Here is a 17,044-nt window from a genome sequence, read left to right on the forward strand (position 1 = left end):
ATAGCAAAATGGACAAAATAACAGCACTTTGCTCCCCTTTTCACTTCCTGTTCATGAAGCACATGAATCCACCTCGCCAGCGTGATATGGTGTCGTTTTTGATAAGCCTCAGGAATGTGCGACATGGCAAAGTTACGTGTGGGGATCGTGTTTGGCGGTAAATCTTCCGAGCATGAAGTGTCCCTTCAGTCGGCAAAAAATATTGTCGACGCCATTGATAAAACAAAATTCGACGTTGTCCTTCTGGGTATTGATAAGCAAGGCCAGTGGCATATTAACGACGCATCCAGCTATCTCCTGAATGCAAACAATCCGGCATTAATTGCCCTGAACCGTTCAGATAAAAACGTGGCGCTGGTGCCGGGTGTTGACCAAAACCAACTGATAGACTCAGGCAGCGCGCATTCGCTGGGCCAAATTGACGTAATTTTCCCGATAGTCCACGGCACGTTAGGTGAAGATGGCTCCTTGCAGGGCATGTTGCGCATGGCAAACCTGCCGTTTGTCGGTTCCAGTGTACTGGGTTCCGCCATGTGCATGGACAAAGACGTTACCAAGCGCCTCTTGCGTGATGCCGGGTTGAAAATTGCGCCGTTTGTCACTCTGACCCGCACCAATCGCCATCGCTATGATTTCCAGGCACTGGAACAGCAATTCGGTTTACCGATGTTTGTTAAACCCGCCAACCAGGGTTCTTCTGTTGGCGTGAGTAAAGTGACCAGTGAAGCTGAGTTTATCGCAGCCACAGACCTTGCTTTTGAGTTCGACCATAAAGTTGTGGTTGAACAAGGAATTAACGGGCGAGAAATTGAGTGTGCTGTACTGGGGAATGGCGACCCGCAGGCCAGCGTATGCGGTGAAATTGTCGTGAAAAGTGCATTTTACTCTTACGACACCAAATACATTGACGACCAGGGCGCCGACGTAGTTGTCCCGGCAGCGCTTACTGAAGAAGTCAGTGATAATATCCGGGCCATTGCTGTAAAAGCTTACCAGGCTCTGGATTGCCTGGGCATGGCGCGTGTGGATGTTTTCCTGACACCAGAAAACCAGGTTATTATTAATGAAATCAATACATTACCTGGATTTACTAATATCAGCATGTACCCCAAATTGTGGCAGGCCAGCGGGTTAAGCTACCAGGCGTTGATCACCCGCCTGATAGAGCTTGCACTGGAACGCCACCAACAAGATAACGCACTGAAAAGCAGCGTTGCGCATTAATTGCTTTACTCTTGTTCTTCTGCCGCTGCCTGCGGGTGGCGGCGAATAATTTTCCCCGCGAGCCAAAAACTGATAACCCAGGTAACCAGCCCCACAGAATAACTTTTCCACCCTTCAGTGGGGAAACCAGCCAGCCCTATCACACCATTGAGTATAAAAATCAGCCCAATAGCAAACGCATAATAGTGCCAGTCACGGCGAAGTTTCGTGCTCAGAGTCATACACAACAGGCTCCATTTACCCAATAAACAACCATTATCCAATATTCTGTACCGCCGGTCTGTGTCGTGTGTCGCGCCGCAGAAACGTTCTGCCAGGGCACAGAAATATGACAAGTATTACAGTCTGTAAAAACCAGGATTATTCCGTAACCCAAATTACCACTATTCTGATGTCCGGCGTGACACCAGGCTGTAACACTCTTGGTACTTTCTCAATATTTGCCATGCGCGTAACAATTACGGCAAGAGGGTGCACTATGACAGACCTGCCAATTCGTAACCTGCCCCGGGCTCGCCCCAAAGCAACGCTGCCGGGGAATATTGCTTATGCAGTTTTCGTATTGTTTTGTTTCTGGGTAGGTTCACACTTACTCAATATGTTGTCTCATTCGCAAGGTATTTTTGAACACTTGCTACAGACGAACAACCAAACAGACGGGCCGGTTATTGAAATGAGTATGCTGGTCAGCACTATTTTTGGGCTGGTGCCTGTACTGGCGGGCGGTTTTATTCTGGCGGTACTGGCGCTGGTGTTTAAACTGCGCCGTCTGTAATGTTTTTTGCCGGGAGTATTGCGCTCCCGGCAACCAGCCAGGTTATCAGGCTACTTCCACTTCTTCCGGTTCCGGAATGTTATCCAGCTCCCGTTCAAAGCTGCGCAAACGCTTATAAATTGACATCAATTCTACCAGGGTTGTCCAGGAGCTGATCAAATACTGGAATGCCCCGCGAACCTGCCCGAACACATTGGTAATCTGCGTCATCAGCCCCAGTGTGATGGTGCCTGCAGCAATCGACGGAAACAGCAGGAAAATACCAAAAACCGTATCTACCTGCAGATACAGAATGCGCACAATATTGAAGTACATATAGTGGAAATAGAGGCGGAAATAGTTTTTACGCACCCCGGTATACAGCTCTTTTACCGTAGGCGGCGTTGCGCGCATTTTGTCGTCTTCACCGTACACCAGTTCTTTTCGGTAAGCCGCTTCAACGCGCTGGTTTTTAAACTCAAGCCCCGGCAGTTTTATCCCGACCAGAGCCAAAAGACCGGTACCAAACAGAGACCAGACAATAGCCGCGATCACCAGGCCATAGGGGATCTGCCCCACGATGGGTAACTCAGGAACATGGGGCGACAACGCCACCAGCACAGGCAGGAAAGCAATCAGGGTCATGATGGCGTTAATCAGGCTGACACCCATGTCTTCCAACGTGGAAGCAAAGCGCATGGTATCTTCCTGCACACGCTGTGCTGCCCCTTCTATATGGCGCAGGCGCTGCCAGTGCTCCATATAGTGTTCGTTCATGGCGGTACGCCAGCGGAACACATAGTGGCTAATGAAGAAACTATTCAGTACTCCCACCACAACCGCTATCAGCGCAATCCCCAGGACAACGCCCAGTTCGTTATAAAACTGATTGATAGGCACGCTATTGGGTTTTGCCAGCGCTCGCTGGATCAGGTCGTAAAACGGCTGGTACCAGGCGTTAATCGCCACACTGACTTCTACCTGAAACCAGTTAACAAAGACAATTAAAGCAGAACCAAGAATAGACCAGTATTGCCAGCGATGCGGGCTGATTTTAAACCATACAAGAGCAAAGGCACCCACACAAAACAGGTAGTATGCATAAAACAACAAATAGCACCCGGACCAGAAGCGAGCGGCGCTAATCGGTACTTTGTTGGTGACTCCGGCTAAGTGTTCCAGCCAACTCTCCCCTCCCGCCTGCCAGAAAATCACTGCAATCATCGCCCAGATAAAAGCCGACAGGAAAAAGGCTGCCGGTCTGGGGAAAAAAGACTTGAACATGAAAGAACTCCTGAAAATAACTTCTCGTTATTGGGTTGTTGCTTACTGCGACGCTGGCCGGACTTCCGTCTCCATTAACCATAACGCTTTCTGCTACCAGGGCGTTGCAAAACTTGTTTCAAAGCATGAAACAGATTGACAAAATCACGCCCCGGCCCATTGTGCCAGAATGCTGGCGACGGGCTGAACCAGCACCGGGTTGCCCGGCACGGTAAAATTACGCCAGACATCATTGTGATGAGCAATCAGTACCTCTGCATTTGCCGCCGGGCGGTTTGCCGTGGTATGCGCATCTTCCGCCACTGTTACACGGTAGCCAAGGCCAGCAGCACGTTTTATTGTCGCATCGACACAAAAGTCAGTGGCGCACCCACATACTACAAACTCAGTAATGCCAGCGGATTCCAGTTCCTGAGCCAGAGAAGTGTGCCAGAAGGCATCACAGGCTGTTTTAGTCACACGTAACGCACTTGCTGGTTGATGGAGCTCCGGAAGTACCTCAAAAGCCTCTGTGCCTGGCTGCATGTCTGCTTCCGCGTGTTGAATAAAAATAACCTGTTCAGCGGCATCAATCAGTTGATTAATACGCTGGCAACACAAGTCACGCGCGACACGTTCCGTCGCAAACACACCCAACTGCATATCGACTACCATTACTGCCTGACGCTGTACCATAGCCATTCACCCCCGAAGAAAAAAAGATATTACCACAGCACAAATCGCCAAACACAGCGCCATACAAAGTGAGCGAATAACCTGAAAACCAGGCGGTTGACAATCATTTGCATTTATCACTTTGCACATACGCCAGAAGTAGTATAAATACCCATTTTATCGAGTGGTTTTACACACAGGATTCGCCTTGAAACGTTGTCTGTTCGCCGTTACGGCATTATTGATGTCATTACAACCACTGGTGGTAAAAGCCAGCCCATCTCCCGACCCGCTGCTTGCGGCTGATATTGTTGACCGTTATGCCAACCTGATTTACTACGGAACCTCTGCAACCGGCATGGCAATGGTGGTAATTGACGGGAACCAGCGGGTTTTCCGCAGCTTCGGTGAGACAAGGCCTGGCAGTAATGTGCGCCCGCAACTGGATTCAGTGATTCGCATCGCTTCACTGTCCAAACTGATGACCAGTGAAATGCTGGTCAAACTGGCAGAGCAAGGTGTGGTAAAGCTCAATGACCCGCTACAAAAATTCGCCCCTGCCGGTGATATTGTGCCTGGCCACAATGGCGTTCCTATTACGCTGGAAAACCTGGCAACTCACACCAGTGGTTTACCGCGGGAACAACCAGGGGGAGCGGCGCACCGCCCGGTATTTGTCTGGCCGACTTATACCCAGCGCTGGAACTGGTTGTCACATGCCAGCCTGAAAGTCACGCCAGGCAGCGTAGCGGCCTATTCAAACCTGGGGTTTGACCTGCTGGCTGATGCCCTGTCCCGCGCGGCAGGGCAATCCTGGGTTTCACTGTTTGACACATACATTACTCGCCCTCTCGGCATGAAAGACACCACCTATACGCCTTCACCAGACCAGTGCAGAAGGTTAATGGTGGCCGAGAAAAGTGCCAGCCCGTGCAATAACACCCTTGCCGCAATTGGTAGCGGAGGCGTGTATTCAACACCGGCAGATATGATGCGCTGGATGCAGCAATTTTTATCGTCCGATGTCTACCACCGCTCAGCACAAGCAGACCGAATGCAAACTCTGATATACCAACGCGGGCAGTTAACCCGCCTGGTGGGAATGGATGTTCCCGGTAAAGCCGATGCGCTGGGGTTAGGCTGGGTTTATATGGCACCGAAAGATGGCCGGCCAGGTATTATTCAAAAAACCGGCGGTGCCGGTGGCTTTATTACTTATATTGCGATGAACCCACAAGACAATATTGGTGTGTTTATTGTGGTGACACGCTCTGCGTCAACCCGCTTCACCACTATGAGTGATGGCGTGAACGATTTGGTTGCCGCGCTGAGCAATAATAAACCGCTGGTTATCCCGTCATCCTGACACGATTCGCGCCCATTCCCGGTTGTTGTGGGCGCGAATCGTAAAATAACCATTTGCCATTCAGGTATACTGGCATCACTGATAACAACGATGAAGAGCAGAAAGCACTATGTCTGAATTTAATCTGGCTAACCGCCCACGTCGGTTACGCAAATCACCTGCTGTTCGGGCCATGTTCGAAGAAACCACACTGACCCGCAATGATCTGATTCTGCCAATATTTGTTGAAGAAGGCCTGGATGATTACACCCCGATAGAAGCCATGCCAGGTGTAGTGCGTATCCCGGAAAAACGCCTTGCTTATGAAATTGAGCGCATCGCTAAAGCAGGCATTCGCGGTGTAATGACATTTGGTATTTCTCACCATACCGATGCAACAGGCAGCGATACCTGGAATGAAAATGGCCTGGTCGCCAGGATGTCACGTATCTGCAAATCCACCGTACCAGAAATGGTAGTGATGTCTGATACCTGCTTTTGTGAATACACCAGCCACGGCCACTGTGGCGTGCTGTGCGACCACGGTGTGGATAACGATGCAACCCTGGTAAACCTCGGCAAACAGGCTGTGGTTGCTGCTGCTGCGGGTGCTGACTTCATTGCCCCTTCTGCCGCAATGGACGGCCAGGTAAAAGCCATTCGCCAGGCGCTGGACGCTGCCGGATTCAGTGAAACCGCCATCATGGCCTATTCCACTAAGTTTGCTTCTTCATTTTACGGCCCGTTCCGTGAAGCGGCAGGTACAGCCCTGAAAGGTGACCGTAAAACCTACCAAATGAACCCGCTAAACCGCCGTGAAGCCATTCGTGAATCACTGCTGGACGAAGCAGAAGGCGCAGATGCGCTGATGGTTAAACCCGCGGGCCCGTATCTGGATATTGTGCGTGATATTCGCGAACGTACCACGCTGCCACTGGCCGCCTACCAGGTGAGCGGTGAATACTCGATGATTAAGCTGGCGGCAATTGCTGGGGCAATTAACGAAGAAAATGTGGTGCTGGAAAGCCTGGGGGCAATCAAGCGTGCTGGCGCTGATATCATTCTCAGCTATTTCGCACTGGACCTGGCAGAGAAGAATATCCTGTAACAGGCTCATGCCAACAAAAAAAGCAGGAAGCCAGGTTTCCTGCTTTGTGTCACACCGTAACAGACCGGGGCCGGTAGTGTTGTACCGCTTAAGTAACAGCTTCCGGCTCCGGAGTCAGCATGACCAGGTCTTTATCCCAGGCTTTAAAAATCCGGGTATTGGCCTGGCTACTGCAGCGGTCGCATAGCGGCAGAATATACACCCCATCTTCTTTGCCGACTTTAATCACTCTTCCTGCTTCGGTTACTTCGCGGTCGCAACCAAATGCTTCACACTCTGCTGCATGTTTCCCGCGCTGAGCTTCCCAAAACGTCAGCCAACTACGAAAACCTTTTGGTGGCGTTGATTGTGTGGCACCCGACTCAATTTTCAATGAAACCGTCGTCATAAATGTATCCTTACATTTGTGTCACCGGGCAATGTTACCCGCCCAAATTGTGCGGGTAACAGATGGCATTTCAAGCGCGACTCCGTAAAACTTTGCGTGGCTACGCATCCTTACGCAGTGAGTTGTTAATATTTGCAGTAAGGATCACGCAACCACCAGCCACCACCACCGGGCTCACTCACTCAATACCAACCGGGAGCGGGCCAGGTAGCTGCGCAACACGTCCACCGCCAAAAAAGCCGCCAGACTTACACCCATCACCGGAAGGCAATACCCAAGTGCGGCCGCGCACACCGCTACGGCAATACGTAACCCGCCAGGTAACGCAGCCCAGGCAGCACTCAATGGCTGTTCACTTCGGGCCGGGCGGCGTAACCACCACTGGCGGTAGCCCAGTGCAATTAACACGCACAACCCCAGGCCGAATACTACCAGCAGGATTTGGTTAGCCAGGCCAAACAGAATCCCCATATGAGCATCAATTCCCCAGCGGGTGAGTTTCGCCACCAGCGGGAAATTGGCAAAATGCACGGCATCAACAATCTGGAAATTCGACGGGTTTACGGAAACGGCATCTACCTGGGTGGGCCATGCGCGGTTAATTTCCGTCACTGTCCAGGCCGTGCCCATTTTTTTCGGCGGGCGAATTTCAATTTTATTTGCTGATATGCCCGCCTGCCTTGCTGCAGCCAGAACCTTATCCCAGTCCTGGACGGGGCCTGCCATCATCATGCCACCCTGCATATGATGCATGGCATGCGGGTCCATTGGTGTGGGTGTACCATCTGCCGTCAAGGATGTACTGACTTGCGGTGTCATCCAGCCCAGCTCACTACGCAGCGTATCAATATTGCCCCCGGCCCAGCGCGACCAGGTCAGCCCGGTGGCAGAGAAAAACACCATCCCCACCAGCAGGGTTAACCCCAGCATAATATGCCAGTGGCGGGTGCGCGCTTTGGCACCACGCACTGGCCCATTGCGCCGTTTTTTTACCCGGGTTTGCCACCACAGCAGCATGCCACCCACTGCCGCCACCCACATCCAGGAAGCAGCCAGTTCGCTGTAATTACGGCCCAAAACCCCCAGTTGCAAGCTACGGTGAAATTCATCAATCCAGGTGCGTAACGGTAAAATCCCACTGGTCCCGTAAACTGGCATATCACCGGTTACCGCCAGGGTATACGGGTTAATAAACACGGCACGGGAACGTGAAGCACCCAGTTCCGGGTCAGCAAACTGTACCCGGGTGGTATCTTGCGGACCGGGTGCCGGGCGCACAGCATAAAAGGGTTCAGCAGGCCCTGCATAATGCCTGGCCGCTTCCACCTGGCGGGATAATGGCTGAGCTTCACCTTGTGGCGTAACAAACAACGTGCTGGCGTACCAGGCATTTTCCAGTTGCGGAGTCAGGACATAGGCCGTCCCGGTAAGTGCGGCAAGGAAAATAAACGGCCCGACAAACAGACCAATATAAAAATGCAACCGGCGCAGCAACTGCACAACAGCGCCCCGGCCACCAGCCGGTAATATTTCAGAAGTCATGGCTTACCTGTAATCAGTTATCCAGAAATGACACAGCGGTGCAGCTATCAAGAAAGCCGCACAGCAAAATAAGTGTTAGTGGATAACCAAAACAGGCGGAGCCCTGGCCAGGAATGGACGAAACCACCCGCGGAATGCCGGTACACACACCAGCACAACAGCAGGCGTGCGCCGCAATGTAATCAGGCACCACAATAATAATGCGGCAACCCAGAAGATAAGCGGCATATGCAGTAATAACTGGCAATAGCCACAAGCCGCATCATCCATCCAGTTCACTTGCGGTGTGGTTGTGCTGTTGTGCACAACCTCATGATAAGCGGTGTTTTCCCCGGATGATGCGTGGTGCATCCCGTGCTGTTCTCCGGCCTGTTCATGAGCCATTGCTGGCTCATGCTGCATCATCTGTGGTTCATGCTGCATCATCGCCATGCCGGGCATTAGCATGTCGCCCATTTCAGGCGTCATTAACCCTTGTCGCACCAGTGTTTTTGACACAACGGGCGCAACAAACAGCATAAAGATAGCGAGCAGTGCCAGAAAAATACCCACCCGGCCCACTCTGGCGTGGAAATAATGCAACAAAACACGGCCTGCCAGAACAAAATGTTGCGCAATTGTACATGAACAGAAATTGTTTTGTTGCACAAAAATGGCAGTCAGCAGCACGCCACAAGAACGTCACCCCGCTGACATGCACCTGTCATGTTGCCGCTTTAAGGTCAGCCTCAAAATAGAGGAGGAATGACCGTGTTTAGTATCGACAACGTACTGGATGAGTTATATCCCCACCACAAGCCCGGCGAACGCGCCGTGCGTATGCTCAAACGCTTACTTCACGAACAGGATTTCCAGCAGTTTGCGCAAGATTACCGTCACCTCAAGGGGCTGGATATGGTGGAGCAAGTGCTGGAGCACTTGCAAATACAGTGTGATATCCCGGCAAGGGATCTGGAACAAATTCCCGGCCACGGGCCATTAGTTGTAGTTGCCAACCACCCCACCGGCACCGCCGATGGTTTATTGCTGTTGTATGCCATTTCGCGCGTTCGCCGCGATATCAAAGTAGTGGCAAACCGCATTCTTAGCCAGCTTGAACCGCTTTCTTCGTTGTTTATCGCCGTAGACAACATGAACAACCAGGTACGCAAATCGGCAGTGACAGAAATGGATAATCACCTTGCCGCAGGGGGCGTATTAATCTTTTTCCCTGCCGGAGAAGTGGCCCGCTGGCGGCCTGAAGGAATCAGTGACCGGCCCTGGTCTGCCGGGTTTATCAAGCTCGCCAGGCGTTACCAGGCACCGATTCTGCCAGTACAAATTCAGGCACGTAATAGCGCCCTGTTTTATCTCACATCCCTGATTTCACCGGGGTTATCGCTCCTGTTGCTGATTCGCGAAATGTTCCGCCTGCGCGGTAGCAGGTTACCAGTCAGAGTTGGCGAACGCATTCCCTGGTCTGGCTGGCAAGCTAACCAACCATCCCGTGAGCTGGCAGCACGGTTTCGCGAGCATGTCCATGAACTTGGGAAACGCGACACCGGGTATTTCCGTACTGAAAAAGGCATTGCCCCGGCGGAAGACAGGCAAACCCTGCGCCAGGCCCTTAGCCAGGCTGAATGCCTGGGAAATGCCCCCGACGGGAAACGCATTTACCTCTGGCGGCGCAATGGCGCAGAAGAAACGCCCATTTTGCGTGAGCTGGGAAGGTTACGGGAAATCGCCTTTCGGGCTGTGGGCGAAGGTACCGGGAAGCGCCGTGACGTTGACGCCTGGGATGACGACTACTGGCACCTGGTGTTATGGGATGACGACGCACTGGAAATTGTGGGTGCCTACCGCTTTATGCCAGGCAAAGATGCACTGAAACAACGGGGTTACACTGGTTTATACAGCCACAGCCTGTTCGACTACCAGCAGGAAATGGAACCCATTCTGGCACAAGGAATTGAGCTGGGTCGTAGCTTTATTCAACCCCGCTATTGGGGGAGACGCGGGCTGGATTACCTGTGGTATGGCATCGGCGCCTGGCTGGCACGTAACCCGGACTACCGTTATTTGTTTGGGCCCGTGTCTATTTCGGGTGGTATGCCGCTGGCAGCCCGCCACTTGTTGGTGGCTTTTTACCGCTTGTGGTTTGCCCCTGCCTGCCCTTTGGGCGTGTCGCGCCGCCCCTGGCCTTCTTCACTCCCGGAAGTATTGGGTGAGTTTACCGGCACAGATTACCAGCAAGACCTGGCGCACCTGAAGCAACGCCTGAATAACATGGGGTGCGGTATCCCGCCACTTTACAAGCAATATTCAGAACTGTGTGAACCCGGAGGGGTGCAGTTTATTGATTTCGGCAGCGACCCGGACTTCAACGACTGCATTGATGGCCTGGTTCTGGTTGATCTCACTTACCTGAAGAGCAGCAAGTACCAGCGCTATATCGGCACCCATTTATCACAAGAAGCCTGATAGCGGCCATCCCGTCAGCCTGGCGGGATGGCTCAACATTGCAAAAATAACTGATTATAATTATCATTTACCCCCTTTTCTCCGTTTCAGGCTACCCGCCGTATGCGTACCCTGCTTGTTGCTTTATGCCTGCTATTCAGCACACTGGTTTGTGCCAAAACCGTCACTGATATTACTGGCCGCCAGGTCACTATTCCGGATAACCCACAACGCATTGTGCTGGGTGAAAGCCGTATGCTGTATACCCTTGGCCTACTGGAACCCGGTTACCCTGCAGGTAAGATTGTTGGCTGGCCTGGTGATATGGCAAAGTACGACCCGCAAACCTGGTCGGTATGGTTAAAAGCCTTTCCGCAACTGGCCTCGGTAACCCAACTGGGTGATGGTTTTCTGGATCAAAGTAATATTGAGCAGGTTATTCGCCTTAAACCAGACTTGGTTATCCTGCCGCAACTGGCAAAGGGCAGTCATTCAGAAAGCCAGTTCATTGAATTGCTGGCGCAGGCTCACATACCGGTGATTAAAATCGATCTGCGGGTAGATCTTCTGCATAACACCGTACCCAGCATTCACCTTCTGGGCGAAGTATTAAACCAGCAACAACGGGCACAGAGTTTTATTGATTTCTACCAACAACACATGGCTCTGGTGGAAAAACGGCTGGCCACAATGAATGGCTCTAAACCCACGGTGTTTTTACACCTTCACCTCGGCAGGCGTGATACTTGCTGTACCACTGTTGCTCATGGCAATTTGGGGCAATTACTGGATTTCGCTGGCGGGGACAATATTGCAAAACCACTGCTTAAAGGCGTTTTTGGTAATCTGTCATCAGAACAATTACTCGCCAGCCAGCCTGAGGTCTACATTGGCACAGGAATGAGCAACAGTGGGCGCACATTGCAACTCGGCCCGCTGGTTAGCCAGCAACAGGCAGAAGGCAGTATGAAGCGCGCGATAGCCGCTCAACAACCGCTGAGCTACCTCAATGCGGTACGCCAGGGGAATGCATGGGGGCTGTGGCATAATTTCTACCTCAGCCCGTACCATGTTGCGGCAGTCGAATTCTTTGCAAAAACCTTCTACCCACAACAATTTGCCGACATTAACCCGGAACAAACACTGAAAACACTTTACCAGCGTTTCCTGCCCATTCCTTACAGCGGCACATTCTGGGTCAGGCTGCCAGTCGCCAAATAATGCCGGGCGGTCAAAGTATCTGACGGAAACCCGGATAACCCAATCACCCGCGCAATGGGCTCTTCTATTGCGCATTGCCAAATTCCCCCAAGCAACCTTGCCTGGGGCCGCATTTGCACCGCTATTTGCTCCATTGCTTCTTCATAGCTGGTAATCAACCCACGGGCAAAAGGTGATAACAGCACCACCAGTAAACTGTTTTGTTCAGCCAGCGGCAGGCGCGCGGTGATATTTTTTGCCAGGGTTTCCGGTTGGTAATTACGCACGATGCAGTGCTGGAGTGTCCGGCCCGCTTTAAGAATTTGCGAAACATCTTCGCATTCCGTCATGACCAGGCCCGGTTGTAACAATGGCACCAGTAACGTCATTAACCTCGCCTGCAACCCACGCATCAACGGCCCTTGTACCGGCCAGACAATAACGCCTTTGGGTAAATTAGCCGGCGCACCTGCCCCCGCAGGTAACAACAACACCACCAGGCCATCGCACTGTGCCAGAGTTTCCAGTGGAAGCTCCACCCCCGGGAAAACCAGAGTCAGAAAAGCCTGCTGTGAATTTTTCGGTGTCAGGCTGGTTATACGCTGCCAGCATGGCTGCCCACCAAATACAGGCAACTGATTAATTAAGTGGGTATCGCCATCATTCAATATCACATTAATCAATAAAGGCCGCACAAGAGATTGCATGCCAATAAAAAGTTCAGCAAACGATTGTCTGTCCATTTAATACATTCCTGTAATCGTTTTTTCCGAATAATACCTGTTGATTTCGCTTAAAGCGACGATATATCTCTGATCCAGCACAAGTACTTATCGAAAAATGCGACGGCAGAAATCAGCACGGGCCTTGCCTTGTTTAGCCATGGTTTTTGTTACAGCCACTATGCTGTTAAGCTGAAATAATCACAGGGAGAGATACGGCATGTCCATTCAGGAAATAACTCGTTGGGTGAGCGAACTGATTAACCAGCATCACTATTGGGCTGCCCCCATTGTCTTCTTACTGGCGTTTGGCGAATCACTGGCGTTCCTTTCCCTGCTACTCCCTGCCACCGTTATTTTGCTGGCGCTGGGAGCCTTGCTGGCAGACAGCGTGGTGCCATTCTGGTGGTTATGGGCAGCGGCCAGTGCGGGAGCATGGCTGGGCGACAGCGTTTCATACTGGCTGGGGTATCACTTTAAAGACAGGGTAACAAAGTGGTGGCCACTTTCACGCAAGCCATGGTTACTGGCGCGCGGCCACGCTTTCTTCGAACGCTGGGGCACATTGAGTATTTTCTTTGGCCGCTTTTTTGGGCCATTACGCGCCATTGTGCCGCTGGTAGGAGGTATTTGTGCCATGCCACGCCTGCCATTCCAGGTGGCAAACCTGGCATCGGCCTGCGTGTGGGCATTTGCCATGCTGGCACCGGGTGCTTTTGCCATGTCCTGGTTAATGGCCTGGCTCGATTAACGGCGATTGCGGTGCCACCACTATTCCCCGGTTTTGCACATTAAACACGACCCGTTCCGGGTGGTTAACTGACACCAGGTATTCCAGTGGAATGCCCAATCCATCGCTAATGGTGCCCCGATACACCAGTGACGGGCTGTCCGGTGGAACCTGCAGCAACGTATGTTCCTCTTCATTCATGCGGCCAACCTGCACTGAGCCATTGTCTGATGCCGCGTGCAGGTGATAAAACTCAGCCAATAATTTGTACAACGAACCTTGTTGTTCGAGCATATGCCCTGTCATTCCAGGCACTCTGTTCCCTGGTAAATAGCTGGTTTCAAGGCAAAATGGCTCATCATCCGCGAGCCGTAAACGCTTGATAACCACAACAGGGTCACCAGGCTGAATTTGTAACCACCGCGCAATACGTGTACTGGCCGGAGCATGCTGGAAATACAGGAGCTGGCTCCCGGCTTTCGCTCCATTCATTTCGGTTATCTGCCCAATACCTTGCTCTACAGGTGTAGTAAGTGGCCGGGCAATTGTAGCCTGGCGCAGCCATGTACCCTGATTACCTCTGCGCTCAAGAATCCCCCCCTCAACCAGCTCAGCCAGGATCTTGCGTAGTGTCATTCGGCTAACACCTAATAACGCCACCAATTCACGCTCAGGAGGAATTTGATCCCCATTGGTAAATTCTGGGGTATTCAGGTATGACAGCAATGTTTTTTTCGCCTCAATATAGGCTTTGCGTGGCCGACGCTTCCCACCTGCCAAATCACTCATGGTATAAATCACCCGTTATTCAGACCGCCACCGGTTTAGTTTTATCATTTTATAATCAGTACGTTAATCGACAACCTATTTTCTCTCCCATCAGCAAAAATATACCATAACATCATAATATAAATATATATTTCCATTTCAGATAAAATTTTATTGCACAAGAAAGAAACAGTGAGTATATATTTTATGGTATTTTTTATGGTCAACTTAAGGAATCATCATGAAGCGCGTACTGTCTGTGTTGTGCCTGAGTGTTGCCTGTTGCATTGCGTCCCCAGGTTGGGGGGCAGAAGAAGTACTGCGCCTGGGGACTGACCCAACATTTCCCCCGTTTGAATCCAAAACATCAACTGGTGCGCTTACCGGTTTTGACATCGATTTGGGAAACGCCATTTGTGCCCAAATGCAGGTGAAGTGCCAGTGGGTGGAAAACAGCTTTGATGGGCTGATTCCGGCACTGAAAGCCCGTAAATTCGATGCCATCCTGTCCTCACTTTCTATTACTGATGAACGCAAAAAAGCTATTGCCTTCAGCAATAAGCTTTTTAACACCCCGGCATACCTGGTTGCGGGGAAAAATAATGATCTGCTCCCTACGGCCGCGAGCCTGAAAGGAAAACGTATTGGTGTACAGCAGGGTTCAGTATTCGAAGTCTACGCCCAAAGGCACTGGCGTGATGCCGGAGTCGAGTTGGTCTCCTACCCCAGTGCCGAAGCCGTTTACGCCGACCTGGTTGCAGGGCGCATTGACGGAACGCTGGATGATGCAACGGTCGTTACAGAAGCTTTGCTAACTAAGCCTCAGGGCAAAAATTTCGAACTAAAAGGTGACCAGGTAAAAGACCCTGCAATATTTGGCCCTGGAACGGGAATCGGATTGCGCAAAGAAGATACAGGGCATCTGGCGCGAATAAACGCAGCAATCGCGGCAATTCGGGCAAATGGCACTTACGACAAACTGGCAAAAAAATATTTTAGTTTCAATGTATATGGCGAGTAATAAATGAATACCACCACGCTGATTACCGACTTACTGCACTCTCATTTCAGTGCGACCTTACCGTTAAAACACATTGTTCTGGTGGCCTGTGGCGGGTCACTGGTCGATATGTATCCGGCTCATTACTTTTTAAACCGTGAGGCCCGTGAACTGCGCAGTTATATGATGACAGCCAATGAGTTTGTCTGTGCCCCCCCCAGGACTCTGGGCCCGCAAACACTAACTATCGTCTGCTCACATGGTGGGAACACGCCGGAATCTGTAGCAGCAGCACAGTTGGCACAACAAAATGGCAGTGCCACAATTTGCCTTACGCATAATTCTGATGCATCACTGTTACAAGCAGCAACGAGCCACATTCTTTATGAATGGGGTGACACCAGCCAGGTCGTTAATAACCCGATGGCTATCATCCTTAGTCTGTGTGTCAATGCACTCAATCACACTGAAGGTTATGCCAGTAACTCCGCTTTTCACCACGGTATGAGCATGATAGATGCACTGATTAGCCGTGCTCGCCAGAAAATAACTGCTCGCGTTGAAGATTTTGCCCGGCGCTTTGCTGATGAATCGTTATTTTATGTCCTGTCGAGTGGTGCATCCTACGGGCACGCCTATGGTTTTGCTATCTGCTCATTGATGGAAATGCAATGGCTTAACGCCGCCAGTATCCATAGCGGTGAATATTTCCATGGTCCCTTCGAAGTCACCGATCACTCCACACCATGGATTGTGCTGGTTAACGAGGGGCTTACTCGCCCATTGGATGAGCGTGTGGTGCGGTTTCTGGCACACCACGCAGAGAAAACCGAAATTGTTGATGCCCGCGAACTGGGGCTTGGGGCAATAGACGCCAGTGTAGTGGACTACTTTAACCCCATACTGTTCTACAGTGTGATGTGTGATTACCGGGCGTCACTGGCAACAATTCGCCAGCACCCACTGGAAACACGCAGGTATATGGGCAAAATCGAATACTGAGGGCAAAATGAAAGTAATGGGATTGGGCGATAATGTTATTGACCGCTATCAACATACCGGCCTCGGTTACCCGGGAGGTAATGCGCTGAATTTCAGCGTGTTTGCCCATGAACTCAATGCTGATACGGCCTATTTGGGTATTTTTGGTGATGATGCGGCAGCAGCACATATTCGCCAGATATTGGCAAACCGGCAGATCCAAACCCGCCACTGCCTTGATGTCCCAGGTGAGAGTGGCTTTGCCACCCTCACTATTCAGAATGGCGACCGGGTATTTTTGGGCTCGAACGCCGGGGGAGTACGCCAGCGCACTCCCATGGATTTCATCCTGCAACATCAGCCCTGGCTTAGTGAGTTTTCTCTGATACACAGTGCAGCTTACAGCTATACCGAACACCTGTTACCACAACTGGCCCGCCTTCCCGGGTTGCTCAGTTATGACTTTTCAGATGACTTTACCCCAGACAACGCACTGGCCTGTTGCCAGTGGCTGGACTATGCCTTCTTTTCCTGCTCTGAACGCTCATTAAGTGAAACCCGTGAGTTGCTGGCCGAAGCGCACCATAAAGGTGGGGCCATTACTGTGGCAACCCGTGGCGAGGAAGGCGCGTTATTATTCGATGGTGAAACATGGCTGTTCCAGCACCCGACGCCGATTACAGCGGTAGATACTCTGGGTGCCGGGGATGGTTTTATTACTGCGTTCTTGCTGGCGCACCTGAGCGGGAAAAACCTGGTAACCAGCTTACAAGCAGGCGCTGATTTTGCTGCACAGGTTTGCACTACAGATGGCGCATTTGGGGAACCCATACAATTAGCACTGCTATAAAATGTGTTGAGTGAGAATGTGTTGCGCGCGCCAGAAAGCGCGCGATTCTGACCTT

18 protein-coding genes are annotated in these 17,044 nt (G+C 51.4%); 10 read left to right on the forward strand and 8 right to left on the reverse strand.

Annotation, left to right across the window (positions count from 1 at the left end):
• Nucleotides 1-123: 123 nt before the first annotated feature.
• A complete protein-coding gene (gene ddlA, locus DT73_RS14440; RefSeq protein ID WP_036110234.1) occupies nucleotides 124-1,224 on the forward strand; it encodes a D-alanine--D-alanine ligase in 1,101 nt (366 codons plus the stop codon).
• Between the two features lie 5 nt (nucleotides 1,225-1,229).
• Here the strand turns inward: ddlA and DT73_RS14445 are convergent, their stop codons facing one another.
• Entirely contained in the window at nucleotides 1,230-1,445 is a 216-nt protein-coding gene (locus DT73_RS14445) for a DUF2754 family protein (protein ID WP_036110237.1), read from the reverse strand.
• A gap of 257 nt (nucleotides 1,446-1,702) precedes the next feature.
• On the opposite strand from DT73_RS14445, the gene DT73_RS14450 reads away from it, so the two are divergent.
• Nucleotides 1,703-1,999, forward strand: a complete 297-nt coding sequence (locus tag DT73_RS14450) for a DUF2755 family protein (RefSeq protein WP_051691413.1) — start codon at nucleotides 1,703-1,705, stop codon at nucleotides 1,997-1,999.
• A 45-nt stretch (nucleotides 2,000-2,044) separates the two neighbouring features.
• Here DT73_RS14450 and sbmA read toward each other — a convergent pair whose 3' ends face one another.
• Together sbmA and DT73_RS14460 are read right to left on the reverse strand one after the other, a co-directional pair.
• Complete coding sequence (gene sbmA, locus DT73_RS14455) at nucleotides 2,045-3,262, reverse strand: peptide antibiotic transporter SbmA (RefSeq protein WP_036110240.1); 1,218 nt, start codon at nucleotides 3,260-3,262, stop codon at nucleotides 2,045-2,047.
• A 144-nt stretch (nucleotides 3,263-3,406) separates the two neighbouring features.
• A complete protein-coding gene (locus DT73_RS14460; protein WP_036110827.1) occupies nucleotides 3,407-3,937 on the reverse strand; it encodes an isochorismatase family protein in 531 nt (176 codons plus the stop codon).
• A gap of 187 nt (nucleotides 3,938-4,124) precedes the next feature.
• Between DT73_RS14460 and ampH the strand changes: the two genes are divergently transcribed.
• Together ampH and hemB are read left to right on the forward strand one after the other, a co-directional pair.
• Entirely contained in the window at nucleotides 4,125-5,282 is a 1,158-nt protein-coding gene (gene ampH / locus DT73_RS14465; protein WP_036110243.1) for a D-alanyl-D-alanine-carboxypeptidase/endopeptidase AmpH, read from the forward strand.
• 109 nt (nucleotides 5,283-5,391) lie between these two features.
• On the forward strand, nucleotides 5,392-6,369 hold the full coding sequence (gene hemB / locus DT73_RS14470) for a porphobilinogen synthase (RefSeq protein ID WP_036110246.1): 978 nt from the start codon (nucleotides 5,392-5,394) through the stop codon (nucleotides 6,367-6,369).
• A gap of 88 nt (nucleotides 6,370-6,457) precedes the next feature.
• On the opposite strand, the gene DT73_RS14475 is transcribed toward hemB, so the two are convergent.
• The 3 genes from DT73_RS14475 to DT73_RS14485 form a co-directional block, all read right to left on the reverse strand.
• A complete protein-coding gene (locus DT73_RS14475) occupies nucleotides 6,458-6,757 on the reverse strand; it encodes a hypothetical protein (protein WP_036110249.1) in 300 nt (99 codons plus the stop codon).
• Nucleotides 6,758-6,931: 174 nt separating this feature from the next.
• Nucleotides 6,932-8,299: a PepSY domain-containing protein gene (locus DT73_RS14480; RefSeq protein WP_152552524.1), complete on the reverse strand. Its 1,368-nt coding sequence runs from the start codon at nucleotides 8,297-8,299 to the stop codon at nucleotides 6,932-6,934.
• Nucleotides 8,300-8,374: 75 nt separating this feature from the next.
• Nucleotides 8,375-8,884: a DUF2946 domain-containing protein gene (locus DT73_RS14485; protein WP_036110835.1), complete on the reverse strand. Its 510-nt coding sequence runs from the start codon at nucleotides 8,882-8,884 to the stop codon at nucleotides 8,375-8,377.
• Between the two features lie 165 nt (nucleotides 8,885-9,049).
• On the opposite strand from DT73_RS14485, the gene DT73_RS14490 reads away from it, so the two are divergent.
• Entirely contained in the window at nucleotides 9,050-10,759 is a 1,710-nt protein-coding gene (locus DT73_RS14490) for a lysophospholipid acyltransferase family protein (protein WP_036110838.1), read from the forward strand.
• A 102-nt stretch (nucleotides 10,760-10,861) separates the two neighbouring features.
• Nucleotides 10,862-11,959 (forward strand): ABC transporter substrate-binding protein, encoded by a 1,098-nt coding sequence (locus DT73_RS14495; protein WP_036110252.1) that lies wholly within the window; start codon nucleotides 10,862-10,864, stop codon nucleotides 11,957-11,959.
• Here the strand turns inward: DT73_RS14495 and DT73_RS14500 are convergent.
• Nucleotides 11,917-12,681, reverse strand: coding sequence for a hypothetical protein (locus DT73_RS14500; protein ID WP_036110255.1), 765 nt, complete (start codon nucleotides 12,679-12,681; stop codon nucleotides 11,917-11,919). The two genes, DT73_RS14495 and DT73_RS14500, sit on opposite strands and share 43 nt — an antisense overlap.
• Before the next feature lie 199 nt (nucleotides 12,682-12,880).
• On the opposite strand from DT73_RS14500, the gene DT73_RS14505 reads away from it, so the two are divergent.
• Complete coding sequence (locus DT73_RS14505) at nucleotides 12,881-13,411, forward strand: DedA family protein (RefSeq protein WP_036110258.1); 531 nt, start codon at nucleotides 12,881-12,883, stop codon at nucleotides 13,409-13,411.
• Here the strand turns inward: DT73_RS14505 and DT73_RS14510 are convergent.
• On the reverse strand, nucleotides 13,391-14,179 hold the full coding sequence (locus tag DT73_RS14510; protein WP_036110261.1) for a GntR family transcriptional regulator: 789 nt from the start codon (nucleotides 14,177-14,179) through the stop codon (nucleotides 13,391-13,393). The two genes, DT73_RS14505 and DT73_RS14510, sit on opposite strands and share 21 nt — an antisense overlap.
• 220 nt (nucleotides 14,180-14,399) lie before the next feature.
• Here DT73_RS14510 and DT73_RS14515 point away from each other — a divergent pair, with 220 nt between their 5' ends.
• Genes DT73_RS14515 through DT73_RS14525 form a run of 3 tightly spaced genes read left to right on the forward strand, consistent with a single transcriptional unit; the run spans nucleotide 14,400 to nucleotide 16,989 of the window.
• The gene (locus DT73_RS14515) at nucleotides 14,400-15,179 is read left to right on the forward strand and encodes a lysine/arginine/ornithine ABC transporter substrate-binding protein (protein ID WP_036110263.1); all 780 of its coding nucleotides are present in this window, start codon (nucleotides 14,400-14,402) and stop codon (nucleotides 15,177-15,179) included.
• Between the two features lie 3 nt (nucleotides 15,180-15,182).
• A complete protein-coding gene (locus DT73_RS14520) occupies nucleotides 15,183-16,160 on the forward strand; it encodes an SIS domain-containing protein (protein WP_036110264.1) in 978 nt (325 codons plus the stop codon).
• A gap of 7 nt (nucleotides 16,161-16,167) precedes the next feature.
• Nucleotides 16,168-16,989 carry a PfkB family carbohydrate kinase gene (locus DT73_RS14525; RefSeq protein WP_036110267.1) on the forward strand — a complete coding sequence of 274 codons (822 nt, stop codon included), beginning with the start codon at nucleotides 16,168-16,170 and terminating at the stop codon, nucleotides 16,987-16,989.
• Nucleotides 16,990-17,044: the final 55 nt, after the last annotated feature.

Origin of the sequence: Mangrovibacter sp. MFB070, from assembly GCF_000705335.1 — a bacterium.
Taxonomy (GTDB): domain Bacteria; phylum Pseudomonadota; class Gammaproteobacteria; order Enterobacterales; family Enterobacteriaceae; genus Mangrovibacter; species Mangrovibacter plantisponsor.